We start from the raw sequence: 26083 nt of genomic DNA, 5'->3' as shown, positions 1-26083 counted from the left end.
TCACGCCGCGCGCACGAGTTGCACCAGCTCGTGCCGCGAGGTCGTGTTGGTCTTCGCGTATGCCTTGGACAGATGAAAGGCCACGGTGCTGCGCGTGACGTAGAGCTCCTTCGCGATCTGCGCGTAACTCAGACCTTCCAGCAACAGCGCCACGACTTCTCGTTCCCGATCGGACAGGGCGTCCAGCGGGTCGTCGGGGGTGGCCGCCGACAGCTCGTCGCTGTCGGGCAACATCAGCGGCCCGTAGGCATCGGCGCCGAGTGCCGCCAATGCGTCCGCTGCTCGACGACGCACCGCGGTGTGATCTCGATGGTGTTCGGCGGCAGCAGTATTCGCTGCATCCGCCCACAGTATCGCGCCGATCGACGATATCCCGGCCAGCCCGCGTTCAGCGCATGCGGTGAGCCGGTCGGCGACGGTCTCACCGCGGCATCGTGCCGCCAGGGTGCGCAGCCAGACGATGCCGTCGATGCGCCAGTCGCTACCGTCGAGAGCCTCGAGACGGTCGGCCCAGTGATCGACGGCGTCGGCGTCACCCGACCAGGCGGAGCCGATTCCCATGGCCAGCAACCACAGATACGGCACCACGGTCGGCGGGTGCGTGCGCGGATCCCCGAAGTCGCCGATCCGCTGATGCAGCCATGCCCGGCGCTGCTGCTCGGTGCCGTTGTACGCCAGTGCAATCACCGCGGTGACGTCACCGGCGTGCACGGCCGACCGTAGCGGAGCCGCCATCCTGACTCGTCTGCTCAGTTCGAGTGCGTCCGACGTGCCGTCGCGAGCCGTTAGCGCGCTCAGGGGCGCCATGGCGGCCACCGCGGGATGTAGTCCGATTGCTGGGTCCTTCAGTGCCACATTGATGCTCGACGCACCGAGTCGCCATTGGCCGGCCATCCAGTTGGCGTGCCCATAGAGCGAGTGAAATACTCCGTCGGTGAAGTCCAGCACCCCGTCGTTGACCGCGTCGACCACGACGGACAGGTCCGGCACCGCTTTCGCCGGGCTACCGGTCAGGGAGTAGATGGCGCCGCGCCACGCGAGTCGGATCAGTCCGTCCGGCGATGCCGCGAGCTCCGCACGGTCGATCTCGAAGGTGGACTCGAACCCCCAGATGTCCTCGTTTCCCACGGTTTTCGCCTGGAGCGCCTGGCCGTAGGCGAACGTGAACTGGGCGCGCAGAGCGGGATCGATGGCACCGATGGTCAGTGCCTCGTCGAGGTAGGGTAGCGCGTCGATCGGCTCTCGTCCGGCGGCGACGATGGTCCACCCCCGGAGCACGAGTGCCCGACCGCGATGCCGCGCGTCCCAGCCGCCGAGGGTATCGAACGCAACCGGATCGAGTTCAGCAGCCGCACGCGCCCATTGTTTTTCGGCGACCGACCGCATCGCGTGGACGACCCGCAGCGCGGTATCCGAGTCGCTGTCGAGCCCGGCGAGGGTGACCTCCTCGAGATCATGTGCCGCAATCGATTCGAAGCACGCATCGAGTTCACGCCGCTCCCGGTCGTCCGCCGAACCCGAGATCGCCGCGGCCATCCGATGGAATCGCGCTGCGTCCCGGAATCGCTCGTGCATATGAAGGTCATCGGCATGACGATCGAGATCGAATGCCAGTCCGTCGTCGACGCCGGTGGTCGCGGCAAACCGGTGGCGGAGAGGGTGATCGGTGCCGGCCAACCGAGCCGCAGCTGCGGCATGCAGTCCCCGACGCACGTCCGGTGGCATGGTCGCGTATGCGGCTGCCCGAACCACCGCGTGCGAGATCCGAACTCGGGTCGCGGTGTTGCCGACGCGCACCGCGACCAGCCCGTCGTCACGCAGAAAGCGCAGTGCTGCATCAGGTTCCGCGATATCGCCGATGGCTGCCACCGTGGGCAGGTCGTGCCAGTCGTCCCCGAGTACGGCGAGGACCCGCATCATCGTCGCCGCATCGGGGTCGAACCCGGCGATGCGCGACTCGATAACCGCAGCGAGTTCGGCCGGTGCGGGCAACTCGCCGCGTTCGGCGAGGACCGCCAATTCGGTTGCCGGATACTCGCGGAGCAGGGCGCGCAAGTGCAACGGGCTGCCGCCGGTATGGGCAAGCAGGCGTTCGGCGAGACCATCCGGCGCGTCCGATGCCACCTCCGCGACGAGTGCGTCGGCGGCAGTCTGATCGAGACCGGTCAACGACACGGAAGCCAGCATGTCCTCCGGCGCTTCATCCATCAGTCGACGCCATGCCGGGTGTCGGGTCCCCAGCGGCCGACAAGCGGCGACGATGATGATCCGATCGCCGGCCGCACGTTGCGCGAGGGCGGCGAGTGCGCCGACAGATTCCGTATCGATCCATTGCAGATCATCGACGACCAGCGCCACCGGTCCGGTCAGAGCGAGGCGGTCGACCACATCGGCCAACCGGCGGTAGGCCTGCATCCGGTGCGCCGGTCGTGACACGCCGTCGGGCAGCGCGTCCCACTCGTCGAGCAGTTGCAGCGAGACGTCTTGCGTACTTTCCTCACCGAACGCGCGCAGGACGTGGAATCCGTCGAGCCGCGCCCGGACGACGCCGAGCAACGTGCTCTTCCCGTAGCCTGCCGATCCCTCGATGGTGAGGACCGTCGGCCGGCCATCCCGCGCCGCGGTGATCGCCTCATCGATCGCCGAGATCACCCCAGCGTTCCAGTGCATTGCGACCTCGCTCCACCTGTTAAGGGAACTGGTCGTTTCGACCAGTCGACTCGGTTCCATTGCCGCGCAGACTCAGTGTATGAGCGACCGACCGGTCGCGGAGACCACTGGAGTCACAATCATGAATCCCGTCAAGATCATCCTCGGTTTTGTCCCGTTTCTGCTGTTCGGTGTGCTCGCCCACTGGCTGGCCATCGGGTGGTCCGCCGTTATCGCCCTGGTGGCGGCGCTCATCCTGGTCGCCATCACCGCGCGCGGCGGCCTCAAGATCCTGCCGGTCGCCCAGTCGGTGATCATGGGGGTCATCGCACTGGTCGCCTTCATCGGTGGGTCCGGGGCCGACAACTTCCTCACGCTCAACGCCCGCGGCGGCGCCTCGCTTCTGCTCGGCGCCTTCATCGTCGCGACGGCGTCGGTCGCACCGTTCACCGCCGACTTCGCCAAACAGGAGGTCCCCCGCCAGTACTGGAACACCCCCACCTTCCGATCGGTCAACCGCAAGCTCAGCACCGTCTGGGGAGTCACCGTGCTGGTGGTCGGTGTGTGTCACATCGCCGCAGCGCACCTGGACTCGGCCGGCGCCCGACCGATTCTCGTGCTCGCCCTCGAATGGGTGATCCCGATCCTCGCTCTCGTGCGCGCCGTCAAGGTCACCCGCGAGGTCGCCGCAGAACGTCCCACCACCCCGGCGACCGACGCCGCCGCCTGAAACCCCACCCAACCGAAAGGAAATCCACCATGTCCACACCCACCACCAGCAAGGCGCTGACCACCGACCAACTCGACCGTCGCGGCACGCCGTCGCACGAGGTCTACACCGCCGGGTTCTACCCGAGCATCGACCGCGACTTCCAGGTGCGCACGATCCTTGGGAAGTCGACCAGGTGCGGGTCCGACGTCGGTGAGGTGCTCTCGCTGATCGCCGGCGTCGCACCCGACGATGGCGAGGCCTGGTTCGACGCATGGGTCGCGCTCGGCCGCCGCGTCGCAGCCATCGGCGACGAGAGTGCGTCACGCGGCCATCGGGTCAGTGCCGCCCGCGCCTACTTGCGTGCCTCCGACTATCTCGGTGTCGCCTTCAACTCGATCGACGGGCGCAGCAACACCGACGCCCTGGTGCCGACCTTCCGTGAACACCGGGTGGCCTGGGAAGGGTTCGTCGCCAACACCTCCTGGGCCGTCGAACGTGTCGACATCCCCTACGAGGGCGGGAGCATGCCCGGCTGGTTCTTCCGCCCCGACGCATCGGGCACCCGGCGTCCGACAGTCGTGGTGAACAACGGCAGCGACGGATCGCTCAGCGGCGTCTGGTGCGAGGCCGGCGAAGGCGCCCTCGAACGTGGTTACAACGCACTGCTTTTCGACGGCCCCGGACAGCAGTCGATGCTGTTCGAGCGGGACATCCCGTTCCGGCCGGACTGGGAGAAGGTGCTCACCCCCGTAGTCGATTTCCTGGTGCAGCGCACCGACGTCGACGCCGACAAATTGGGCCTCTACGGAGTGAGTCAGGCGGGTTACTGGGTCAGCCGCGCCATCTGCTTCGAGCATCGCTTCGCTGCCGCGATCGCCGACGGTGGTGTGGTCGATGTGGGCCAGACGTGGTCGGAGAAGATTCCAGCCGAACTCATGGACATCTACAACAGCGGGGACAAGCAGAAGTTCGACGAGCTCTTGACCGCCGGAATGGCTGCGCCCGACGCCAAAGGACCTCGCGAGACGTGGGCTTTCCGCGCCCGACCCTATGGCGTGCAAGGGTATTCGGCCGTACTCGACGCGGTGATGAAGTACGACCTGACGCCGTACGCGGGGCAGGTCACCACACCCCTGTTCGTGATCGACCCGGACGGCGAGCAGTTCTTCACCCATCAGCCTGCGGAACTCGCTGCGCTGGTGCCGGGTTCGACGCACGTCCGGTTCACCGAGGAGGAGGGCGCGAGCTATCACTGCCAGCCGTTGGCGCGGGAACTCACCGAGCAGCGGATGTTCGATTGGTTGGATGAGCAGATGGGGTGAGATTGACGGAATATCAAGGGGCCCTTCGTGGCTCGGCTAGCGCCTCGCACCTCAGGGAGCGGGGCGCTGGCTCGCACCTCAGGGAGCGGGGCGCTGGCTCGCACCTCAGCTCAAGACCGCGGCACTTGACTACCCGCGTAGTACCGCCGCAAGAACTCGTCGCGGTATTCGGTGTAGGTGCCGTCCTCGATCGCTTGGCGGGCTCGGTCAACGAGCATCACGGTGAACGAAACATTGTGCAGCGTCGCGAGAGTCGAGGCCAGCCCTTCCTTGGCCTTGAACAGGTGATGGAGGTAGGCGCGGGAATACTGCGAGGTGTAGTTCTCGATCTCGGGGTCGAGTGGTCGGAAGTCCTTGCGGTACTTGGCGTTGGTGATGTTGTAGCGGCCGTCGAGGGAGTAGATCGCCCCGTTGCGGGCGACGCGGGTGGGCGAGACGCAGTCGAAGGTGTCAACGCCGTTCTCGATGGCGGTGAAGATGTCGTCGGGTTCGCTGATGCCGAGGAGGTGTTTCGGGGAGTCCTCGGGCAGGACGTCGTTGACCCAGCCGACGATGGTGCCGAGGTTGTCCTTCTCGAGTGCCCCACCGATTCCGTAGCCGCCGAAACCTTTTCCGCCGTTGTCCTGATCGATGCGGCTGAGCTCGACGAGATCGCGGGCAGCCTTGCGACGCAGATCCTCGTACTGCGCGCCCTGGATGACGCCCCACAGGGACTGCTGCGGGCGGTGGTCGCGTGCGATCGAGAGCCGATTGTGTTCGGCGAGACAGCGTATCGCCCACAGTCGGGTGCGCTCGAGCGAACTCTCCTGATAGGCACGGGTATTCATCAGCGTGGTGAGTTCGTCGAAGGCGAAGATGATGTCGGCGCCGAGGTGGTGCTGGATCTGCATCGACACCTCGGGGGTGAACCGATGCGACGACCCGTCCAGGTGCGACTTGAAGGTGACGCCGTCGTCGTCGACGTTCGAGAGTCGTTCCTTCCCCGGCGCGATGAGGTCGTCGTCGGGGGTGCCGGTGGCCTCCATCGCGATGACCTTCTTGAATCCGGTGCCGAGCGACATGACCTGGAAGCCGCCGCTGTCGGTGTAGGTGGGGCCGGGCCAATTCATGAATGCGCCGAGTCCACCGGCCTCGTCGATGATCTCGGGTCCGGGCTGCAGATAGAGGTGGTAGGCGTTGGCGAGCACTGCCTGGGCGCCAAGCGCGGCCACCGACTCGGGAAGCACCGTCTTGACGGTCGCCTTGGTGCCGACCGGTACGAACGCCGGGGTGTGGATCTGCCCGTGCGGGGTGTCGATCACGCCCGTGCGACCGATGGTGCCGGGCAGCGACGTCCCGACGGTGAACGAGTGGTCCGGGGTCAAGATGGTGCTCACCGCTGCATCTTCCCAGGTCCGCGCCATTGGCCCAAACCGGTGCAGTCGATTCGCTACGGTGAAGCCATGTCGCGCAACATCGCTCGTCTTGCTGTGATCTCCGCCTCCGCTGCTCTCGGCCTGACCCTGGCCGCGTGTGGGTCCGAGCAGGAGGCGGCGGCGCCGTCGACCCCGACCGTGGTGTCAGAGAACTCGTCGGCGCCGGTCGTCGCCGGTCCGCGGCCCGCATCGTCGGCAGCGTCCACCACGGAAGCGAGTGAGACCGGGACCAGGGACTGCGGTACGACCGCCGGCCCCGACGGCGCGCTGCACATCCAGATCACCGCCGGCTCGGTCGACTGCGCCGACGCCCAGGCGCTGGCCACCAAGTACGGTCCGATGATCGCCACCGGCCAGATCCAGACCGTCGACGACTGGAAATGCGGGCCGGCGCAGATCCCCGGAGTGCTCGCGGCGTGCACCCGGTCGGTCGACGGGGCCGACCAGGTGGTCTCGTTCGCGCCCTGAGGCTTGACCCTGACGTGACGTCAGGCCGCAGAGTGTCCGGTGTGAGTGAAGGAGTGCACCAGATGACACGGGAACGCACCGTCGGCGAAGTCGCCGGATTGGTCGGCATCAGTGTCCGCACGCTGCACCACTACGACCGGATCGGTCTGGTGGTGCCGTCGGGTCGGACGTCCGCCGGTTACCGGGTCTACGACGACGGGGACGTCGAGCGCCTGCATCAGGTGCTCACCTACCGGGAACTGGGCTTTCCGCTCGAGCAGATCGCGACCCTGCTCGACGATCCGACCGTCGACGCGATGGCGCACCTGACAGATCAGCGCGCCTTGCTGACCGATCGGATCGACCGCTTGCACCGGATGGTCGCAGCTGTGGAGGACATGATGAACGCGAAGCGCAAGGGCGTGCAGTTGACCGCCGAGGAGCAGGCCGAGATCTTCGGCCAGAACTGGCTCGGCGACGAGTACGCAGCCGAGGCGGAGGAACGCTGGGGTGAGACCGATGCATGGCAGCAGAGCCAGGAGCGCACCGGCCGGTTCAGCAAGGACGACTGGCGCCGGGTGAAGGCCGACACCGACGCTCTCGAGGCGAAACTCGCCGACGCGCTGACGGCCGGTGTGGCCCCGGGTTCACCCGAGGCCAACGCGCTCGCCGAGGAGCATCGGGCGTCGATCAACCGGTTCTACGACTGCAGCCACGAGATGCAGGTCAACCTCGCGCAGATGTACGTCGCCGATCCCCGGTTCACGAAGCACTACGACGACCGCGCTGCGGGACTGGCCCAGTACGTGCACGACGTGATCGTCGCGAACGCCGAGCACCTCTAGTTGCTCAGGACGTCGGCGACACGCTCGAGGGCGGCCACGCGGCTGCCCTTGACGAGGACCGCGTCGCCGAGTTCGAGGTCCCCGAGCTCGACGACCGCGGCCTCGACGTCGGGTACGTGCCGGGCGGTGTCGCCGTAGCTCGGTTCGGCCACCGCGATCACCGCGATGCCGAGCTGATCGGCTTGCGCGGCGATGGCCGAGTGCTGGGCCGCGGACTCTTCACCGAGTTCGGCCATCGTGCCGAGGACCGCGAAGCGTCGGCGGCCCTCGAGCGCGGCCAGCGACTGCAGTGCCGCCGACATCGATGTCGGGTTCGCGTTGTAGGCGTCATTGAGAATGAGCACGCCGGACGATGTGGTCACCAGGTCCATCCGCAGCCCGGACAGTGCCGCGCCGAACAGCCCGTCGGCCATCTTCTCGATCGGGACACCGAGCCACCCGCCGGCGGCGACCGCGGCCAACGCGTTGGGCACCTGATGTTCGCCGCGCGCGCCGAGCCGGATGTCGGTCTCCCCCCACGGGGTGTGCAGGTGGAATGAGGCGCGCAGCTGATCGTCGAGCGCGATCCGGGAGGCGTACACATCGGCCTCCGGGGTCAGTCCGAACGTGAGGACCGCGGCGTCGGTGCGGTCGGCCATCGCAGCGACGTGTTTGTGGTCGGAGTTCAGCACGGCCAGGCCGTCGACCGGAAGTGCTTCGACCAATTCACCCTTCGCACGGGCGATCGCCTCGATGTTGCCGAAGAGTTCCAGGTGGACGCCCTCGACGCGGGTGATGATGCCGACGGTGGGCCGGGCGATCGAGCACAGCAGGTCGATGTGACCGATGCCGCGGGCGCCCATCTCGACGACGACCGCTTCGGTGGCGTCGTCGGCGCCGAGCAACGTGAGCGGCAGTCCGAGTTCGTTGTTGAACGACTTCTCGCTGGCGGTGGTGCGGTAGGTCGTCGCGAGCAGGCCGGCCAGCAGGTCCTTGGTGGAGGTCTTGCCCACCGAGCCGGTGACGCCCACGACCCGGTTGGGCAGCCGGTCGCGGGCAGCGCCGCCGAGGTCGGCGAGTGCGGCCGCGGTGTCGGACACGACGATCGCCGGGAGGTCGACACCCGGCAGGGTGCCCTCGGACGTCAGGTAGGCCACCGCTCCGGCGTCGGCGGCGGCCCGCACGAACTCGTGGCCGTCGCGGGCGGCGACGATCGGCACGAACAACTGGCCGTCGCGCACGGTCCGGGAATCGATACCGACGCTCTCGATGGTCACATCGGCGCCGATCAACTGCCCGCCGACGCCCAGCGCCACCTCACTCGCACTGAATTGCACACCGCAACGCTACAAGCACGCGGCATGTTCGGCTGTGCATACCCGCTGGACGTATCGTGGCAGCCATGGCTTCACCCTTGCTGCGTCTGGTCGTCCTCTTCGGCGGCGTGTCCGCCGAGCACGATGTGTCGTGCGTGACGGCTGCACACGTCCTCGCCGCGGCGAACCGCCAGACCTACGAGCTCGTGCCGATCGGCATCGCCAAGGACGGTACGTGGCTACGCAACGACAAGGCCATCGCGGCGATCGCCGAGGGCAGCGATCTCCCGGACAAACTCGAACCGGCCGGCACCGTCGTCGACCCGCTGACCGCCATCCGCGGTGACGGTTCGGACGCGATCACGGTCGTGCTGCCGCTGCTCCACGGACCGCACGGTGAGGACGGCACCATCCAGGGGATGCTCGAGCTGTTCAAGGTGCCGTATGTGGGCGCGGGTGTGCTGTCGTCGGCGGTCTGCATGGACAAGGCGATGGCCAAGGTGGTCGCCGAGCACTTCGGCATCCCGCAGTGTCGGTGGATCGAGTTCCGCGACGGTATCGACGACTCCCGCACCATCGTGATGCGCGCCGTCGAGGAGTTGGGGTTGCCGGTGTTCGTGAAACCGGCGAACCTCGGGTCGTCGGTCGGTATCACCAAGGCACACGACGTTGCCGAACTGGACAAGGCGATCGACCTGGCGCTGCGCTACGACGACGTGGTGATCATCGAGGAGAACGTCACCGCACGCGAGATCGAGGTCGCGGTGCTCGGGAACACCGCGCCCGAGGCATCGGTGCCCGGGGAGATCCGGCCGGGCAGCGAGTTCTACGACTACGAGGACAAGTACGTCACCGGCGCGGCACAGCTGGTGATCCCCGCGGACCTGCCCGCCGGCGCGGCCGACGAGGTCCGGGAACTGGCGGCCAAGGCGTTCACCGCCCTGCGCTGCGTGGGTATGGCCCGCGTCGACTTCTTCTACGAGGAGGACGGGCGGGGCTGGCTGTTGAACGAGATCAACACGATTCCCGGCTTCACCCCCGCATCGATGTATCCCAAACTCTGGGAGGCGACCGGGGTGGCGTATCCGGATCTGATCGATCAGCTCGTCACGCTGGCGCTCGAGGCGCATCGGCGGCGGGTGGGGTTCTCCACCGAGCACTGAGCGTTGCACCCGTGTCGAACGCGTCCCGCTCGGGCCGCGCGGTAGTGTTCACCCCGTGACAGACCCACAGGTGCAGCCGACTTCGGCGTTGCGTGTGCTGGTCTATTCGGATCATTCGGACACTCGGGCACAGGTGATCGGCGCGCTCGGCCGCCGACCCGACCCCGACCTCCCCGAACTCAGTTTCATCGAAGTCGCGACCGCGCCGATGGTGTTCGCGCAGCTCGACGCCGGCGTGATCGACGTCGTCATCCTCGACGGCGAGGCCTCCCCGGCCGGCGGCATGGGGGTGGCCAAACAGATGCGCGACGAGATCGATCCGTGCCCGCCGATCCTGTTGCTGCTCGGCCGCGCCGACGACCGGTGGCTGGCCGACTGGTCGCGGGCCGATGCGACGGCGACGTTGCCGGTGGATCCGATCGCACTCTCGACGACGCTGGTCGATCTGCTGCGTCGCAGTCACTGAGCGCACCGCTTACCTGCCCGTAACGACACGTCCCGCAAAACGTTGGCGGCGGTGCCGCGAACGCTTGTAGGCTTGTGTCACAGCTCACATCCGGGCCGCAGTTACCACCGTGGGGAGGCCGCCGCTTTATGAACGCCTACGTCCCGATCATGGTGCTCGGGGCAATTGCCGTGGCGTTCGCGGTGTTTTCGGTCGGCATCGCGATGCTCGTGGGTCCGAAACGGTACAACCGCGCCAAATTGGAACCCTACGAGTGCGGTATCGAACCGCTCACCGAGACGCATGCGGTGACCGCGCCGGGCGCCGGCCTGTCCGCGACGACTCGCGTCGAGCGGGCGGTCCAGCGCATCCCGGTGAAGTACTACCTGACCGCGATGCTCTTCATCATCTTCGACATCGAGATCGTCTTCCTCTATCCGTGGGCCGTCGCCTTCGACGCCCTCGGCTGGTTCGGCCTGTGCGCGATGGCGCTGTTCGTGATCAACGTGTCGGTGGCTTACGCCTACGAGTGGCGACGCGGGGGTTTGAGCTGGGAATGACCGACTGAACTAGTAAGAAACGCAAGGAGGTTCGCGCTATGGGAATCGAGGAGAAACTCCCCAGCGGATTCTTGCTGAGTACTGTCGAGGACTTGGCCGGATTCATGCGCAAGGGTTCGCTGTGGCCCGCGACCTTCGGACTCGCCTGCTGTGCGATCGAGATGATGGCCACCACCTCCGGGCGTTACGACCTGGCTCGGTTCGGGATGGAGGCCTTCCGCGCGTCACCGCGGCAGGCCGACCTGATGATCGTCGCCGGCCGGGTGAGCCAGAAGATGGCGCCGGTGCTGCGGCAGATCTACGACCAGATGGTCGAGCCGAAATGGGTACTGGCGATGGGGGTTTGCGCGTCGTCGGGCGGCATGTTCAACAACTACGCGATCGTGCAGGGCGTCGACCACGTGGTGCCGGTCGACATCTACCTGCCCGGCTGCCCGCCGCGACCGGAGATGCTCCTCAACGCGATCCTCAAACTGCACGAACAGATCGGGCAGATGCCGCTCGGCGTCAACCGGGAACAGGCCATCTGGGCGGCGGAACAGGCGGCGCTGCAAGCCAAGCCGACGATCGAGATGAAGGGGTTACTGCGATGACCTCTCCCCGGAACCCCAGCGACGCCGAACAGATCGGGGTGCGCCGCGGACTGTTCGGGGTCCACGGCAGCGGCGACACCTCCGGCTACGGCGGGCTGGTGCAGGCCGTCACCCTGCCGGGCAGTTCGGTACGGCCGTACGGAAGCTATTTCGACGAGATCGCCGACGAACTCGCCGACGGCCTGAGTGCGCTGCCCGCGCCGCACACCGTCTCCTTCGACGACGCCATCGAGAAGGTGGTGATCTTCCGCGACGAGATGACCCTGCACGTCCGCCGCGAACACCTGCGCACGGTCGCCCTGACGGTGCGTAACCAGCCATCGCTACGATTCGAATTGTGCCTGGGCGTCAACGGGGTTCACTATCCTGACGACCAGGACCGGGAGCTGCATGCGGTCTATCCGCTGGCGTCGATCACGCACAATCGGCGGCTGCGCCTCGAGGTGGCCTGCCCCGACTCCAATCCGCACATCCCGAGTCTCTGCGACATCTACCCCACCAACGACTGGCACGAACGCGAAACCTACGACTTCTTCGGCATCATCTTCGACGGCCACCGCTCGCTGACCCGTATCGAGATGCCGGACGACTGGCAGGGCCATCCGCAACGTAAGGATTATCCGCTCGGCGGGGTTCCCGTGGAGTACAAGGGAACCCGCGTGGCTCCCCCCGATCAGCGAAGGTCGTACAGCTGATGACCACGCAAGCCGACAACAGCGAGGCCGCCCGCACCTACACGGTGTCCGGGCAGGACTGGGACGAGATCGTCACCTCCGTCCGCGAGCGTGCAGCAGCCCAGCCCGGCGACGAACGCATCGTCGTCAACATGGGTCCGCAGCATCCGTCGACTCACGGTGTGCTGCGGCTGATCCTGGAGATCGAGGGCGAGACCGTCACCGAGGCGCGATGCGGAATCGGTTACCTGCACACCGGGATCGAGAAGAATCTCGAATACCGGAACTGGACGCAGGGCGTCACCTTCGTCACCCGGATGGACTATCTCTCCCCGTTCTTCAACGAGACCGCCTACTGCCTGGGCGTGGAGAAGTTGCTCGGCATCACCGACGACATCCCGGAGCGCGCCAGCGTGATCCGGGTGATGCTGATGGAGCTCAACCGCATCTCGTCGCACCTGGTGGCGCTCGCGACCGGCGGCATGGAACTCGGTGCGGTGACCGCAATGTTCCTGGGTTTCCGGGAACGCGAAATGATTCTCGATCTGTTCGAGTACATCACCGGGTTGCGGATGAATCACGCCTACATCCGGCCCGGCGGAGTGTCCCAGGATCTCCCCGCCGACGGACCGGACAAGGTGGCCGAGCTCCTCGACCTGCTCCCCGGCCGGCTCGAACAGCTCGGGGACCTGTTGAACGACAACTACATCTGGAAGGCCCGCACCCAGGGTGTCGGCTACCTGGACCTCACCGGGTGCATGGCACTCGGCATCACCGGGCCGGTCCTTCGGTCCACGGGGCTCCCGCACGATCTGCGAAAATCGCAGCCCTACTGCGGATATGAGAACTACGAGTTCGACGTCATCACCGACGATGCGTGTGATTCGTACGGCCGCTACCTGATCCGGGTCAAGGAGATGAGGCAGTCGGTGCGCATCGTGCGGCAGTGTCTCGACCGGCTGCAGCCGGGGCCGGTGATGGTGGAGGACCGCAAGATCGCGTGGCCGGCCGATCTGGCCCTCGGCCCCGACGGACTCGGCAACTCCCCCGAGCACATCGCGAAGATCATGGGCACCTCCATGGAGGCGCTGATCCATCACTTCAAGCTGGTGACCGAAGGGATGCGGGTGCCGGCGGGCCAGTGCTATGTGGCCGTCGAATCGCCGCGCGGCGAGTTGGGCGTGCACATGGTCAGCGACGGCGGCACCCGTCCGTATCGGGTGCACTACCGCGATCCGTCGTTCACGAATCTGCAAGCGGTGGCGGCGATGTGCGAGGGCGGCATGGTCGCCGATGTGATCACTGCCGTCGCGAGTATCGACCCGGTGATGGGAGGGGTTGACCGATGACCGATCCGGTGTTCGTGGACTTGACCGCACCGCCTGCCGAGGGCGTGCCGATCATCCCGCCTGCGCCGCACCCGTCGATCAGTTTCGACGGGCCGGCAGAGTATCCGGCCGATGTCACCGAGCGACTCGCCGCGGAGGCGACGGCGATCATCGCCCGCTATCCGCAGGACCGCTCGGCGTTGCTGCCGCTGCTGCACCTGGTGCAATCGCACGACGCATTCATCACCCGGGCCGGGGTCAGATTCTGTGCAGCACAACTGAATCTGACTTCGGCCGAAGTTGCTGCCGTCGCCACCTTCTACTCGATGTACCGACGGTCGGCCACCGGCGAGTATCTCGTCGGGGTGTGCACCAACACGCTGTGCGCGGCGATGGGTGGCGACGAGATACTCGTGGCTCTCGAAGAACACCTGGGGCTCTCGCCCGGCGAGTCGTCGGCCGACGGCCGCATCACCCTCGAACACGTCGAATGCAACGCCGCCTGCGACCATGCTCCCGTCGTGATGGTCAATTGGGAGTTCTTCGACGAGCAAACCCCCTCGAGCGCAATCGAGTTGGTGGAGGATCTGCGGGCGGGCGTGGTGGCGACACCGGCCCGCGGCACCGGAAACGTGTGCTCGTTTCAGCAGACAGCTCGGTTGTTGGCGGGGGTGGAGGAGGCTGCCGCTCCCTCCCCGATCCCTGAGGAGGTCCGGAGCGCTAGCGGAGGACCGTCACGAAGGGCCACATCCAGTGATGAAGACGGCGTTCCGGTCCTCAGCAGGTACTGGGACGAGCCGGAGTCGTGGACGTTGCGGAACTACGAGTCGCACGACGGCTACACCGGGCTGCGGAAGGCGTTGCAGCAGCAGCCGGATGCGCTCATCGAGACAGTGAAGGCGTCGGGGTTGCGGGGACGCGGCGGGGCCGGTTTCCCGGTGGGCATGAAGTGGTCATTCATTCCGCAGTCCGATGATCCCGACGCGAAGCCTCACTACCTGGTGGTCAACGCCGACGAGTCGGAGCCGGGTACGTGCAAGGACATGCCGCTCATGCTCGCGTCGCCGCACACGCTGGTGGAGGGTGCGATCATCGCCTCCTATGCGATCCGTGCGCGGCATGCGTTCATCTATGTGCGCGGCGAGGTCGCGTCGGTCATCCGGCGACTGCGTACCGCGGTCGAAGAAGCCTACAGCGCAGGCTATCTCGGCGAGAACATCCTCGGGTCCGGCTTCGACCTGGATCTCGTGATCCACGCCGGGGCCGGCGCCTACATCTGCGGTGAGGAAACCGCGCTCCTCGACTCACTGGAGGGCCGACGGGGGCAGCCGCGTCTGCGCCCGCCGTTCCCCGCGGTCGCGGGCCTGTACGCGAGTCCGACCGTGGTCAACAACGTCGAATCCATCGCCAGCGTGCCGTCGATCATCCGCAACGGCGTCGATTGGTTCCGCTCCATGGGTACCGAGAAATCGCCGGGCTTCACCCTGTACTCCCTGTCCGGGCATGTCACCCGACCCGGTCAGTACGAAGCTCCCCTGGGAATCACATTGCGCGAGTTGCTGGATCGCGCGGGCGGCGTACGGGCGGGCCACGAGTTGAAGTTCTGGACACCGGGCGGGTCGTCGACGCCGATGTTCACCGCCGAACACCTCGATGTGCCGCTGGACTACGAGGGCGTCGGCGAGGCCGGTTCCATGTTGGGTACCAAGGCGTTACAGATCTTCGACGAGACGACGTGCGTGGTGCGGGCAGTGCTGCGGTGGACCGAGTTCTATGCCCACGAATCCTGCGGCAAGTGCACGCCGTGCCGGGAGGGTACCTACTGGCTGGTGCAACTGCTGCGGCGATTGGAGGCCGGTGACGGCTCCGAAACCGACCTGGACACCTTGGCCGATGTCACGAACACCATTGTCGGCAAATCATTCTGCGCACTCGGCGACGGCGCGGGCAGCCCGATCGTCTCCTCCCTCAAGTACTTCCGCGACGAGTACCTCGCCCACTTCGGCGGTGGCTGCCCCTTCGACCCGCACGCAACGACCGCGTATGCCGACCTCGGGGAGATCCGATGACCGCCGTCCATGACGGCGCCACCGCCGCCGAACAGAAACCCGAGCTGGTCAGCGTGACCATCGACGGCACCGAGATCTCCGTCGCACCAGGGACTCTCATCATCCGCGCGGCCGAGCAGATCGGCGTGCAGATCCCCCGTTTCTGCGATCACCCACTGCTCGATCCGGTAGGCGCCTGTCGGCAGTGCCTGGTGGAGGTGGAGGGGCAACGCAAGCCACTCGCCTCGTGCACCGCGGTGGTGACCGACGGCATGGTGGTTCATACGCAACGCAGTTCGGAGATCGCCGAGAAGGCACAGCGCGGCGTGATGGAACTCCTGCTGATCAATCATCCGCTCGACTGCCCCGTCTGCGACAAGGGCGGCGAATGTCCCTTGCAGAATCAGGCGATGTCGTCGGGTCGCGGCGAATCCCGGTTCACCGGAACCAAACGCACTTTCACCAAGCCGGTACCGCTGTCGTCGGAGGTGCTGCTCGACCGGGAACGCTGCGTGCTCTGCGCCCGCTGCACCCGATTCTCCGATCAGGTGGCCGGTGACCCGTTGATCAGCCTGCAGGATCGTGGTGCCCTACAGCAGGTTTCGATCTACGCTGACGAACCATTCGAATCGTATTTCTCCGGCAACACCATACAGATCTGTCCGGTTGGTGCGCTGACCGGCACCGCGTACCGATTCCGGGCACGGCCGTTCGACCTGGTGTCCACGCCGAGTGTGTGTGAGCATTGCGCCAGCGGGTGCGCCCAGCGCACCGACCATCGCCGCGGAAAGGTATTGCGTCGCCTGGCCGGCGACGATCCCGAGGTCAACCAGGAATGGAACTGCGACAAGGGCCGATGGGCGTTCGCCTACGCCACCGCAGATGATCGCATCACCACTCCGATGGTCCGGGATACGAAGGGTGAACTGCACGAAGTCTCGTGGGCACACGCGCTGCGCGATGCGGCCGCGGGACTTGCACTACACCGCGGACGCACCGGTGTGCTGCCGGGTGGACGGCTCACCGCCGAGGATGCCTACGCCTACGCACAATTCGCCCGAACCGTGCTGGACACCAACGACATCGACTTCCGGTCCCGGGCGCACAGTGCCGAGGAGACCGAGTTCCTGGCCGCCCACATCGCGTCCCGGGCCGACGACGTCACCTACCGGGAACTGGCCGCCGCCCCGGCGGTGCTGCTGGTGGCCTTCGAACCCGAAGAAGAATCCCCCATCGTCTTCGTCCGGCTGCGGCGCGCCGTACGCCAGAGCGGACAGCAGGTGACCGCGATCGCCCCCTGGCGCAGCCGCGGCGTGACCAAGCTGAACGGCGCTCTGTTGCAGACGGTTCCGGGAGATGAGCCGTCCGTACTGAACTCGATCACCGCGTCGGATGCCGTCGCGGCCCCCGGTTCGGTCATCCTCGTCGGCGAACGGCTGGCCTCGGTGCCCGGCGGACTGAGTGCGGCTGCTGCGCTGGCCGAACGCACCGGCGCCCGGCTGGCGTGGATTCCCCGGCGTGCCGGTGAGCGCGGAGCGCTCGAGGTGGGTGCAGCGCCCAACCTGTTGCCGGGCGGTCGCCCGGTCGCCGACGCCGGTGCGCGGGCAGAAATGGCGCAGGCCTGGCAGGTTCTCGACCTACCGAGCTCCCCCGGCCGCGACACCGCAGGCATCATCGACGCGGTCCGAGGTCGCCAACTCGGGGCGCTGCTGGTCGGCGGCGTCGAGATCGCCGATCTGCCCGATCCCACCGCGGCGATGTCTGCCTTGGCGGCAGCCGAATTCGTGGTGAGCCTCGAGATGCGACGCAGTCAGGTCACCGACCGCGCCGACGTGATACTGCCGGTCGCGACGGTCGCGGAGAAGTCCGGCATGTTCGTCGACTGGGAGGGACGGGCCCGCCCGTTCGGTACCGCTCTCACCCAGACCGGGACCCTGTCGGATCACCGTGTACTCACCGCGCTGGCGGCGCAACTGGGTGTCACCCTGCGGTGTGATGACCCGACGACGATCCGCACCGATCTCGATCGGATCGGCGTGTGGCGCGGGGCGCGGTCGACAATGTCGACACACCAGCACGTTTCGCCCGGGACACCGGTCAGCGCCGGGCATGCGGTGCTCTCCTCCTGGCGGATGCTGCTCGACGACGGTCGGCTCCAGGACAACGAGCCGCACCTGGCCGGGACCGCTCGGACCCCGGTCGTGCGACTCTCGGCCGCCACGGCCGCCGGGATCGGCGCCGTGGACGGCACCCCGGTCACCGTAGGCACCGACCGCGGCCGCATCACCCTGCCCTTGACCATCACCGATATGGCCGACGACGTGGTGTGGGTGCCGATGAACTCGCCCGGCGCATCGGTACCCATCGCGCTGGGCGCCGCGCCCGGCGACGTCGTCACCATCACCGCGGAGGCCACCCGATGACCACCTCCGCGGTCGCGACCGATTTCCCCACCCTCGCCGACTTCGGCCACGACCCATGGTGGCTGATCGCCATCAAGGCCGTCGCGGTGTTCGGATTCCTGGTGGCCAATCCGCTGGTCGCAATTCTGGCCGAACGAAAGATCATGGCCCGCATGCAGTCCCGGATCGGACCCAATCGGGTGGGGCCCCACGGCATGCTGCAGAGCCTGGCCGACGGTGTGAAACTCGCGCTCAAGGAGGGCATCGTCCCGGTCGGCGTCGACAAGCTCATCTACCTGATGGCACCCATCATCGCGGTGGTGCCGGCGGTGATGGCGTTCGCGGTGATCCCGTTCGGGCCGATGGTGTCGGTGTTCGGACACCAGACCCCGTTGCAGCTCACCGACCTTCCCGTCGGCGTGCTCTACGTCCTGGCGATCACCTCGATCGGTGTGTACGGCATCGTGTTGGCCGGCTGGTCGTCCGGTTCCACCTACCCGCTGCTGGGTGGTCTGCGGTCCACCGCTCAGGTGATCTCGTATGAGATCGCGATGGGTCTGTGCTTCGCCGCGGTCTTCCTGGATGCAAGTACCATGTCCACGTCCGGCATCGTCGCTGCGCAAGAACATCATTGGTATGTGCTGCTGCTGTTGCCGTCGTTCGTGATCTACGCGATCTCGATGGTCGGCGAAACCAACCGCGCACCCTTTGATCTGCCCGAGGCCGAGGGCGAACTGGTCGGCGGGTTCCACACCGAGTACTCGTCGTTGAAGTTCGCGATGTTCATGCTCGCCGAGTACATCAACATGGTGACCGTGTCCGCACTGGCGACCACGCTCTTCCTCGGCGGCTGGCAGGCCCCCTGGCCGATATCCATCTGGGACGGTGCCAATTCCGGCTGGTGGCCGATCCTGTGGTTCACCCTCAAGATCTGGGTGTTCATGTTCATCTTCATCTGGTTGCGCACCAGCCTCCCGCGCCTGCGCTACGACCAGTTCATGAACTTGGGCTGGAAGGTCCTCATCCCGATCTCGCTGACGTGGGTGATGGTCGTCGCGGTGATCCGGGTTGCGGTCGGCGACCACGACCTCACCCGCTCGCTGGTTTCAGCCGCCGCAGGCATCGTCGTCACCGCGCTGATCCTGTACGCGGTGTGGCGACTGATGCGCGCCCCCAACGTGCCCGCGGCCGACGCGAAACCAGCGGCCGCCGAGTTCGATCCGATGGCCGGCGGCTTCCCGGTACCACCACTGCCCGGGCAGGTACTGCCGACCACCACGCGACCGCCCACCGACACGGCCAAGGAGACCTCCGATGCCTGACTTCCTCAAACCGATGAGCGGGATGAAGGTCACCTTCTCCGGCATGTTCGCGCCGACCATCACCGAGTCGTATCCGGAGCAGAAGGCGCCAACCGCACCCCGCTATCACGGTCGGCACCAACTCAATCGGCATCCCGATGGACTCGAGAAGTGCATCGGCTGCGAACTGTGCGCGTGGGCGTGCCCGGCGGACGCCATCTACGTGGAGGGTGCCGACAACACCGAGGACGCGCGCTACTCTCCCGGTGAGCGATACGGCCGCGTCTATCAGATCAACTACCTCCGGTGCATCGGCTGCGGGTTGTGCATCGAGGCGTGCCCCACCCGCGCGTTGACGATGACCAACGACTACGAACTCGCCGACGACAACCGTGCCGACCTCATCTACGAGAAGGACCGACTCCTGGCGCCATTGCCGTCGGACGTGACACCACCGCCGCATGCGATGGCTCCCGGCTCCACCGAGGAGAACTACTACCGCGGCGAGGTGACCAAGGACGGGCAGCTGGTGAATCGCGCACCGGTAGAGGACAAGCCATGACGACGATCGATCTCGCGGCCGAACTCACCCGCACCTCAACAGGCGAAGCGATCCAGTTCTATGTGCTCGGCGCAGTCGCGGTGCTCGGCGCCCTCGGCGTGGTGTTCGCCACCAAGGCCGTGTATTCGGCGATCTTCCTGGCGACGACGATGATCATCCTCGCGATCTTCTATGTCGCGCAGGGTGCGTTGTTCCTGGGTGTCGTGCAGGTGGTGGTCTACACCGGCGCGGTGATGATGCTGTTCTTGTTCGTCCTCATGCTGATCGGTGTCGACTCCTCGGATTCGTTGACCGAAACCCTTCGCGGGCAACGCTTTGCCGCGGTGGCTCTCGGTATCGGTTTCGGTGTGCTGCTGATCGCCGCGATCGGCAGTGCCTCCCTGGCGGTGTTCGCCGGCGCACCGTCGGTCGATCCGGTGGTCGGGGGCGGCAACGGCAACATCGAGGCCATCGCCGAACTCATCTTCGTGCGCTATCTGTGGGCGTTCGAACTCACCGGAGCTCTACTCATCGCCGCGACGCTCGGTGCCATGGTGCTGGCACACCGAGAACGCTTCGGACCCCGACGATCTCAGCGCGAGCTGTCCGAGGAGCGGTTCCTGACCGGCGTCGACATGACACCCCGCCCGAGTCCCGGCGTGTTCGCCCGGCACAACGCCGTCGACGTACCCGCGCTACTCCCCGACGGCACACCGTCGGAGCTGTCGGTCAACGACACTCTACGGCCGCAGACCACCGCCGCACCGGAACCGGAGTCCGACGGCACCAGCATCCGCCGCCGGTTGGGGAGCGGGCGATGAACCCGGAGAACTACCTGTACCTGGCCGCGCTGCTGTTCACCATCGGTGCGGCGGGAGTGCTGCTGCGCCGCAACGCGATCGTCGTGTTCATGTGCGTCGAGCTGATGCTCAACGCCGCCAACCTCGCATTCGTCACGTTCGCCCGCATGCACGGCTCGTTCGACGGTCAGGTGATCGCCTTCTTCACCATGGTGGTTGCCGCCGCCGAGGTCGTCATCGGCCTGGCCATCATCATGACCATCTTCCGGGCCCGCCGCTCGGCGTCGGTCGACAATGCCGACCTGCTGAAACGCTGACCCGTTCTGCCCCATGACAGTCCGACGCACGAGATAAGGAGGGCCGGATGAGCACCGAGACGTCCGCGGATCTTCTCTGGTTGCTGCCGTTTCTTCCGCTACTCGGCGCGGCAATCCTGTTGCTGGGTGGACGGCGCACCGATGCGTGGGGGCATCTGCTCGCGTGCGGGATGGCGCTCGCCTCCTTCGTGCTCGGCCTCGTGATGTTCTTCGGCATGCTCGGACGTGGCGCGGAAGAACGTGCGGTGCACCAAATCCTGTTCTCCTGGGTGCCCGTCGGACAATTGCAGATCGACTTCGGCCTGCTCCTGGACCAACTCTCGATGGTGTTCGTGCTGTTGATCACCGGGGTCGGCTCCCTGATCCACATCTATTCCATCGGCTACATGGCGCACGATCCGGACCGTCGGCGGTTCTTCGCCTACCTCAACCTGTTCGTCGCGGCGATGCTCCTGCTGGTGCTCGCCGACAACTATCTCGGCCTGTACATGGGTTGGGAGGGAGTGGGTCTCGCGTCATACCTGCTGATCGGATTCTGGCAGTACAAGCCGTCGGCCGCCACCGCCGCAAAGAAGGCGTTCGTGGTCAACCGGGTCGGCGACATCGGTCTGGCGATCGCGTTGATGATCATGTTCGCCACCTTCGGTGCCGTCTCCTTCCAGGCGGTGTTCGGGTCGGCGAGCCAGGCCGGCGAAAATATACTCACCGCACTCGGATTCATGCTGTTGCTGGCGGCGTGCGGCAAGTCGGCCCAGGTGCCGCTGCAGTCCTGGCTCGGCGACGCCATGGAGGGTCCGACGCCGGTGTCGGCACTGATCCACGCGGCCACCATGGTCACCGCCGGCGTCTACCTGATCACCCGATCCGGCCCCATCTTCGACCTGGCGCCCGCCGCGCGTGTCGGTGTCACCGTCGTCGGTGCGGTCACCCTGCTGTTCGGCGCGATCATCGGTTGCGCCAAGGACGACATCAAGAAGGCGCTCGCCGCGTCGACGATGAGTCAGATCGGCTACATGGTGCTCGCCACCGGACTCGGGCCCGCCGGTTACGCCTTCGCGATCATGCACCTGTTGACCCACGGCTTCTTCAAGGCGGGTCTGTTCCTGGGCGCGGGGTCGGTGATGCACGGGATGAACGACGAGACCGACATGCGTCGCTACGGCGGTCTACGTGCGGCCATGCCGATCACCTTCGTCACCTTCGGCCTCGGCTATATCGCGATCATCGGGGTGCCACCGTTTTCCGGGTTCTTCTCCAAGGACCCGATCATCGAGGCCGCCTTCGCCTCCGGTGGTGTCGGGGCGTGGTTCCTCGGCGGAGCGGCGCTGCTGGGCGCCGGAATCACCGCGTTCTACATGACGCGGGTCATGCTGCTGACCTTCTTCGGTGACCGACGCTGGCAACCCGACACCCATCCCCACGAGTCGCCCGGGGTGATGACCGGGCCGATGATCATCCTGGCGATCGGGTCGGTGGCCGCCGGTGCACTGCTGGTGTGGGGCGACAGCCTGGTGCATTGGCTGGAACCGGTTGTCGGACACTCCCATCACGAACTCGCGGTGCCGGCCTGGGTGGTGACCGTGACGATTCTCGCGGTGGTGGCGATCGGCATCCTGATCGCCTGGCGCCAGTACGCGACCCGTCCGGTACCCGAGGTCGCCCCCGACGACGTATCTGCGCTGACCGTCGCCGCCCGCCGTGATCTGTACGGCGACGCGTTCAACGAGAACGTGCTGATGCGTCCCGGCCAGGAGGTGACACGCGGTTTGGTCGCGGTGGAGAACGACGGGGTCGACGGCTTGACCACCGGGATCGGCGCGGCGATCGCGGCGCTGTCGCAACGAATACGGCACTGGCAGAGCGGGTATGTGCGGTCGTATGCGCTGTCCATGTTCGCCGGCGCCACCCTGATTGTCGCGATGGTGATGGTGGTGAGGGTGCTGTGAGTGTTCCGTGGCTGACCGTCCTGTGGCTGCTGCCGACCGTCGGCGCGATCGCCGTTCTGGCGGTGCCGAATACCCGGCCAGACGTGGCGAAGTGGTTGGGTCTCGCGGTGGCGGTGGCGACCTTCGCGGTGTCGGTGGGGTTGGCCGTCGGCTTCGATGCGACCGGCACCCGGTATCAGTTCGTCGAGGACCACAGTTGGATTCCGGCACTGGGCACCCGCTACACCCTCGGCCTCGACGGTATCGGTCTGGTGCTGGTGCTGTTGACGACGGTGCTGCTGCCGCTGTTGATCCTGGCCGGCTGGCACGACGCGGATCATGCGGGCTCGCTGGATCATTCGGGTGGCCGACGGCAGAAGGGGCCGCACACCTACCTCGCGTTGACGTTGGCGGTCGAGGCAATGGTGTTGATGAGTTTCGTTGCCCTCGACATCCTGCTGTTCTACATCTTCTTCGAGGCCATGCTGATCCCGATGTACTTCCTCATCGGTGGTTTCGGGTCCGGCGCGGGACGGTCCGCGGCGGCGGTGAAGTTCCTGCTGTACAACTTGTTCGGCGGTCTGATCATGCTGGCCGCAGTGGTCGGGCTGTACGTGGTGACCGCGCAGTCGGATCTCGGTGGCGGAACATTCGACTTGCGCACGGTGGTGCAGGCCGCGTCGTCGGGTCAACTGGACGCGGATTCCGGTTTGCTGAAGATGCTGTTCCTCGGGTTCATGTTCGCTTTCGCGGTGAAAGCTCCGCTGTGGCCGTTCCATTCGTGGCTGCCCGACGCGGCGGTGTCGGCGACCCCGGCGAGCGCGGTGCTGATGATGGCGGTGGTCGACAAGGTCGGCACGTTCGCGATGCTGCGCTACTGCCTGCAGATATTCCCCGACGCCGCACGCTATTTCGCGCCACTGATCGCGGCACTCGCGGTGATCGGCATCGTCTACGGCGCGGTCCTCGCCATCGGGCAGACCGACGTCATGCGGTTGATCTCGTACACGTCGATCTCGCACTTCGGGTTCATCATTCTCGGGATCTTCGCCCTGACCCAGCAGGGCCAGACCGGATCGACGTTGTACATGGTCAATCACGGATTGTCCACGGCTGCTTTGTTCCTCATCGCCGGGTTCCTGGTGTCGCGGCGCGGTTCGGCGTTGATCGCCGACTACGGCGGTGTGCAGAAGGTGGCCCCGGTGCTCGCCGGCACCTTCCTGATCGCCGGGCTGGCCACCCTCTCGCTGCCCGGGCTGGCGCCGTTCATCAGTGAGTTCCTGGTCCTGATCGGCACATTCACGCGGTATCCGGTGGCCGCGATCCTCGCCACCAGTGCGCTGGTCCTGTCCGCGATCTACATCCTGTGGACCTACCAGCGGATGATGGGCGGGCCGGTTCGTCCGGTGGAGGGGCCGGGTGCGGCGAGCCGCGGGATGCCCGATCTGCGCGGTCGTGAATTGGTGGTCGTCGCACCGCTGTTGGCGTTGCTGCTGGTGTTCGGCATCTATCCGAAGCCGTTGCTCGCGATGATCGATCCCGCGGTGGAGCACACCATGAGCACGATGCATCAACCGAATCCGCAGCCGACGGTGCCGGTGTCAACGCAGGGAGGTCCGAAGTGACCGTGGACTATCTCGCGGCGATCGCGCCGCCGAGCATCGCCTACGGCCTGTTGTCGCCGATGCTGATCGTGTTCGGTGTCGCGGTCGTGGCCGTTCTCGTCGAGGCTTTCGCCCCGCGCGGGGCGCGCTATCCGATCCAACTGACCCTCGCGCTCGGCGGGCTCGCCGCGGCGTTCGTGGCGCTGATCGTCGTCGCCGTGTCCGAGACCCGCGATGGCGGACTCGGACAGGTGGTGATGTCGGGTGCTGTGGTCATGGACCGGCCGACGTTGTTCCTGCAGGGACTGTTGCTGCTCATCGCCATTCTCTCGGTGGCGTTCATGGCGGAACGACGACTCGAACGGGTGGTGGCGCCGGCGCAAGCCACGTTGAAGCGGTACAGCGATGGGCCCGGCGCCGCCGCGCAGGCAACGATGGGGTCGGTCGAGGCGGATATGTTCACTCCGTCGGGCGCGGCGGTGCCCAACACCGACGCCGAGTTCGAGGCGACCCGCGCGGGCGGTCTGACCACCGAGGTGTTCCCGCTGACCCTGCTGGCCGTCGGCGGCATGATGCTGTTCCCCGCCTGCGGTGACCTACTGACGATGTTCATTGCGCTGGAGGTCTTCTCGCTACCGCTGTACCTGCTGTGCGGGCTGGCGCGGCGTCGGCGGCTGATCTCGCAGGAGGCGTCGCTCAAGTACTTCCTGCTCGGCGCGTTCTCGTCGGCGTTCTTCTTGTTCGGGGCAGCATTCGCCTACGGCGCGACCGGTTCGCTACAGCTGTCGGCCATCGGGCAGGCCATCGCAGCGCCGAATGCCGACACGATCCTGCCGCTCATCGCGCTCGGCCTGCTGTCGGTGGGTTTGCTGTTCAAAGTCGGTGCGGTGCCGTTTCATTCGTGGGTACCGGATGTCTATCAGGGTGCGCCGACCCCGGTGACCGCGTTCATGGCTGCGGCCACCAAGATCGCGGCGTTCGGCGCGTTGCTGCGGGTCTTCTACGTCGGATTCGGTGCGCTGAAGTCGGATTGGGAGCCCGTGTTGTGGGCGGTGGCGATCGCGACCATGTTGATCGGCGCGATCATGGCGGTCACCCAGACCGACGTCAAGCGCATGCTCGCCTACTCGTCGATCACCCACGCCGGGTTCATCCTGTTGGGACTCATCGCCTTCGACGACGCGGGCTTAGCCGCCACCATGTTCTATCTGGCGGCGTATGCGTTCTCGACGTTTGGCGCGTTCGCCACCGTCGCCGTCGTGCGCGAGCCCGATCGGCAGTCGGGCCCCCACCTATCTGGCCGTGAGGCCACCGACCTGAAACAGTGGGCCGGCCTGGGCAAGCGGTATCCGCTTGTCGGCGCGATGTTCTCGATGTTCCTGCTGGCCTTCGCCGGTATCCCGCTGACGAGTGGGTTCATCGCCAAGTTCGATGTCTTCGCCGCCGTGGCGGGCAACGGTGGCGGAGTTCTGGTGATCGTCGGTGTGCTCAGCAGCGCCATCGCCGCGTACTTCTACATCCGGATCATCGTCGCGATGTTCTTCGCCGACGTCCCCGTCGACGCCCCGCATCTGGTGAAACCCAGTGTGCTGACGACATCGTCGATCGCCATCTGCACCGTCGTCACCATTGCGCTGGGCATCTTCCCGCAGCCGCTCCTGGATCTCGCGGAGAATGCCGCACAGTTCCTGAGCTGA

22 protein-coding genes are annotated in these 26083 nt (G+C 66.4%); 19 read left to right on the top strand and 3 right to left on the bottom strand.

Annotated elements, in window-relative coordinates; all coding sequences use genetic code 11:
- Nucleotides 1–2670 carry a LuxR C-terminal-related transcriptional regulator gene (locus AAFP30_RS25155; protein ID WP_419232774.1) on the bottom strand — a complete coding sequence of 890 codons (2670 nt, stop codon included), beginning with the start codon at nt 2668–2670 and terminating at the stop codon, nt 1–3.
- Nucleotides 2671–2749: 79 nt separating this feature from the next.
- Between AAFP30_RS25155 and AAFP30_RS25150 the strand changes: the two genes are divergently transcribed.
- Together AAFP30_RS25150 and AAFP30_RS25145 are read left to right on the top strand one after the other, a co-directional pair.
- The gene (locus AAFP30_RS25150; RefSeq protein WP_419232773.1) at nt 2750–3379 is read left to right on the top strand and encodes a hypothetical protein; all 630 of its coding nucleotides are present in this window, start codon (nt 2750–2752) and stop codon (nt 3377–3379) included.
- Nucleotides 3380–3408: 29 nt separating this feature from the next.
- Nucleotides 3409–4683 (top strand): alpha/beta hydrolase family protein, encoded by a 1275-nt coding sequence (locus AAFP30_RS25145; RefSeq protein ID WP_419232772.1) that lies wholly within the window; start codon nt 3409–3411, stop codon nt 4681–4683.
- Nucleotides 4684–4793: 110 nt separating this feature from the next.
- On the opposite strand, the gene tgt is transcribed toward AAFP30_RS25145, so the two are convergent.
- Nucleotides 4794–6059, bottom strand: coding sequence for a tRNA guanosine(34) transglycosylase Tgt (tgt, locus tag AAFP30_RS25140; protein WP_419232771.1), 1266 nt, complete (start codon nt 6057–6059; stop codon nt 4794–4796).
- A gap of 66 nt (nt 6060–6125) precedes the next feature.
- On the opposite strand from tgt, the gene AAFP30_RS25135 reads away from it, so the two are divergent.
- Complete coding sequence (locus AAFP30_RS25135; RefSeq protein ID WP_419232770.1) at nt 6126–6566, top strand: hypothetical protein; 441 nt, start codon at nt 6126–6128, stop codon at nt 6564–6566.
- A 62-nt stretch (nt 6567–6628) separates the two neighbouring features.
- Nucleotides 6629–7390 carry a MerR family transcriptional regulator gene (locus tag AAFP30_RS25130; protein ID WP_419232769.1) on the top strand — a complete coding sequence of 254 codons (762 nt, stop codon included), beginning with the start codon at nt 6629–6631 and terminating at the stop codon, nt 7388–7390.
- On the opposite strand, the gene AAFP30_RS25125 is transcribed toward AAFP30_RS25130, so the two are convergent.
- Nucleotides 7387–8706: a UDP-N-acetylmuramoyl-tripeptide--D-alanyl-D-alanine ligase gene (locus AAFP30_RS25125; protein ID WP_419232768.1), complete on the bottom strand. Its 1320-nt coding sequence runs from the start codon at nt 8704–8706 to the stop codon at nt 7387–7389. The genes AAFP30_RS25130 and AAFP30_RS25125 overlap by 4 nt on opposite strands.
- Before the next feature lie 65 nt (nt 8707–8771).
- On the opposite strand from AAFP30_RS25125, the gene AAFP30_RS25120 reads away from it, so the two are divergent.
- The 15 genes from AAFP30_RS25120 to nuoN all read left to right on the top strand — a co-directional run bounded on the left by AAFP30_RS25120 (nt 8772) and on the right by nuoN (nt 26083).
- Nucleotides 8772–9848, top strand: coding sequence for a D-alanine--D-alanine ligase family protein (locus AAFP30_RS25120; RefSeq protein WP_419232767.1), 1077 nt, complete (start codon nt 8772–8774; stop codon nt 9846–9848).
- Between the two features lie 55 nt (nt 9849–9903).
- Complete coding sequence (locus AAFP30_RS25115; protein ID WP_419232766.1) at nt 9904–10314, top strand: hypothetical protein; 411 nt, start codon at nt 9904–9906, stop codon at nt 10312–10314.
- Between the two features lie 128 nt (nt 10315–10442).
- A complete protein-coding gene (locus AAFP30_RS25110) occupies nt 10443–10853 on the top strand; it encodes an NADH-quinone oxidoreductase subunit A (RefSeq protein WP_419232765.1) in 411 nt (136 codons plus the stop codon).
- A 38-nt stretch (nt 10854–10891) separates the two neighbouring features.
- On the top strand, nt 10892–11446 hold the full coding sequence (locus AAFP30_RS25105) for a NuoB/complex I 20 kDa subunit family protein (RefSeq protein ID WP_419232764.1): 555 nt from the start codon (nt 10892–10894) through the stop codon (nt 11444–11446).
- Nucleotides 11443–12141 carry an NADH-quinone oxidoreductase subunit C gene (locus tag AAFP30_RS25100; RefSeq protein ID WP_419232763.1) on the top strand — a complete coding sequence of 233 codons (699 nt, stop codon included), beginning with the start codon at nt 11443–11445 and terminating at the stop codon, nt 12139–12141. The genes AAFP30_RS25105 and AAFP30_RS25100 overlap by 4 nt, the downstream gene beginning before the upstream one ends.
- Nucleotides 12141–13469 (top strand): NADH dehydrogenase (quinone) subunit D, encoded by a 1329-nt coding sequence (nuoD, locus tag AAFP30_RS25095; RefSeq protein ID WP_419232762.1) that lies wholly within the window; start codon nt 12141–12143, stop codon nt 13467–13469. Before AAFP30_RS25100 ends, nuoD begins: the two co-directional genes overlap by 1 nt.
- Nucleotides 13466–15517, top strand: a complete 2052-nt coding sequence (gene nuoF, locus AAFP30_RS25090; RefSeq protein ID WP_419232761.1) for an NADH-quinone oxidoreductase subunit NuoF — start codon at nt 13466–13468, stop codon at nt 15515–15517. The genes nuoD and nuoF overlap by 4 nt, the downstream gene beginning before the upstream one ends.
- The gene (locus AAFP30_RS25085) at nt 15514–17919 is read left to right on the top strand and encodes an NADH-quinone oxidoreductase subunit G (RefSeq protein ID WP_419232760.1); all 2406 of its coding nucleotides are present in this window, start codon (nt 15514–15516) and stop codon (nt 17917–17919) included. Before nuoF ends, AAFP30_RS25085 begins: the two co-directional genes overlap by 4 nt.
- Nucleotides 17916–19220, top strand: a complete 1305-nt coding sequence (nuoH, locus tag AAFP30_RS25080; RefSeq protein WP_419232759.1) for an NADH-quinone oxidoreductase subunit NuoH — start codon at nt 17916–17918, stop codon at nt 19218–19220. The genes AAFP30_RS25085 and nuoH overlap by 4 nt, the downstream gene beginning before the upstream one ends.
- A complete protein-coding gene (gene nuoI, locus AAFP30_RS25075) occupies nt 19213–19761 on the top strand; it encodes an NADH-quinone oxidoreductase subunit NuoI (RefSeq protein WP_419232758.1) in 549 nt (182 codons plus the stop codon). Before nuoH ends, nuoI begins: the two co-directional genes overlap by 8 nt.
- The gene (locus AAFP30_RS25070) at nt 19758–20561 is read left to right on the top strand and encodes an NADH-quinone oxidoreductase subunit J (protein ID WP_419232757.1); all 804 of its coding nucleotides are present in this window, start codon (nt 19758–19760) and stop codon (nt 20559–20561) included. Before nuoI ends, AAFP30_RS25070 begins: the two co-directional genes overlap by 4 nt.
- Nucleotides 20558–20857, top strand: a complete 300-nt coding sequence (nuoK, locus tag AAFP30_RS25065; RefSeq protein WP_419232756.1) for an NADH-quinone oxidoreductase subunit NuoK — start codon at nt 20558–20560, stop codon at nt 20855–20857. The genes AAFP30_RS25070 and nuoK overlap by 4 nt, the downstream gene beginning before the upstream one ends.
- 47 nt (nt 20858–20904) lie before the next feature.
- Nucleotides 20905–22803 carry an NADH-quinone oxidoreductase subunit L gene (gene nuoL / locus AAFP30_RS25060; RefSeq protein WP_419232755.1) on the top strand — a complete coding sequence of 633 codons (1899 nt, stop codon included), beginning with the start codon at nt 20905–20907 and terminating at the stop codon, nt 22801–22803.
- The gene (locus AAFP30_RS25055) at nt 22800–24407 is read left to right on the top strand and encodes an NADH-quinone oxidoreductase subunit M (protein WP_419232754.1); all 1608 of its coding nucleotides are present in this window, start codon (nt 22800–22802) and stop codon (nt 24405–24407) included. The genes nuoL and AAFP30_RS25055 overlap by 4 nt, the downstream gene beginning before the upstream one ends.
- Complete coding sequence (nuoN, locus tag AAFP30_RS25050; RefSeq protein ID WP_419232753.1) at nt 24404–26083, top strand: NADH-quinone oxidoreductase subunit NuoN; 1680 nt, start codon at nt 24404–24406, stop codon at nt 26081–26083. Before AAFP30_RS25055 ends, nuoN begins: the two co-directional genes overlap by 4 nt.

Origin of the sequence: Gordonia sp. CPCC 205515 (assembly GCF_048537925.1) — a bacterium.
In the GTDB taxonomy this organism is placed as follows: Bacteria; Actinomycetota; Actinomycetes; order Mycobacteriales; family Mycobacteriaceae; genus Gordonia.
This window is presented reverse-complemented; position numbering and strand designations above follow the sequence as displayed.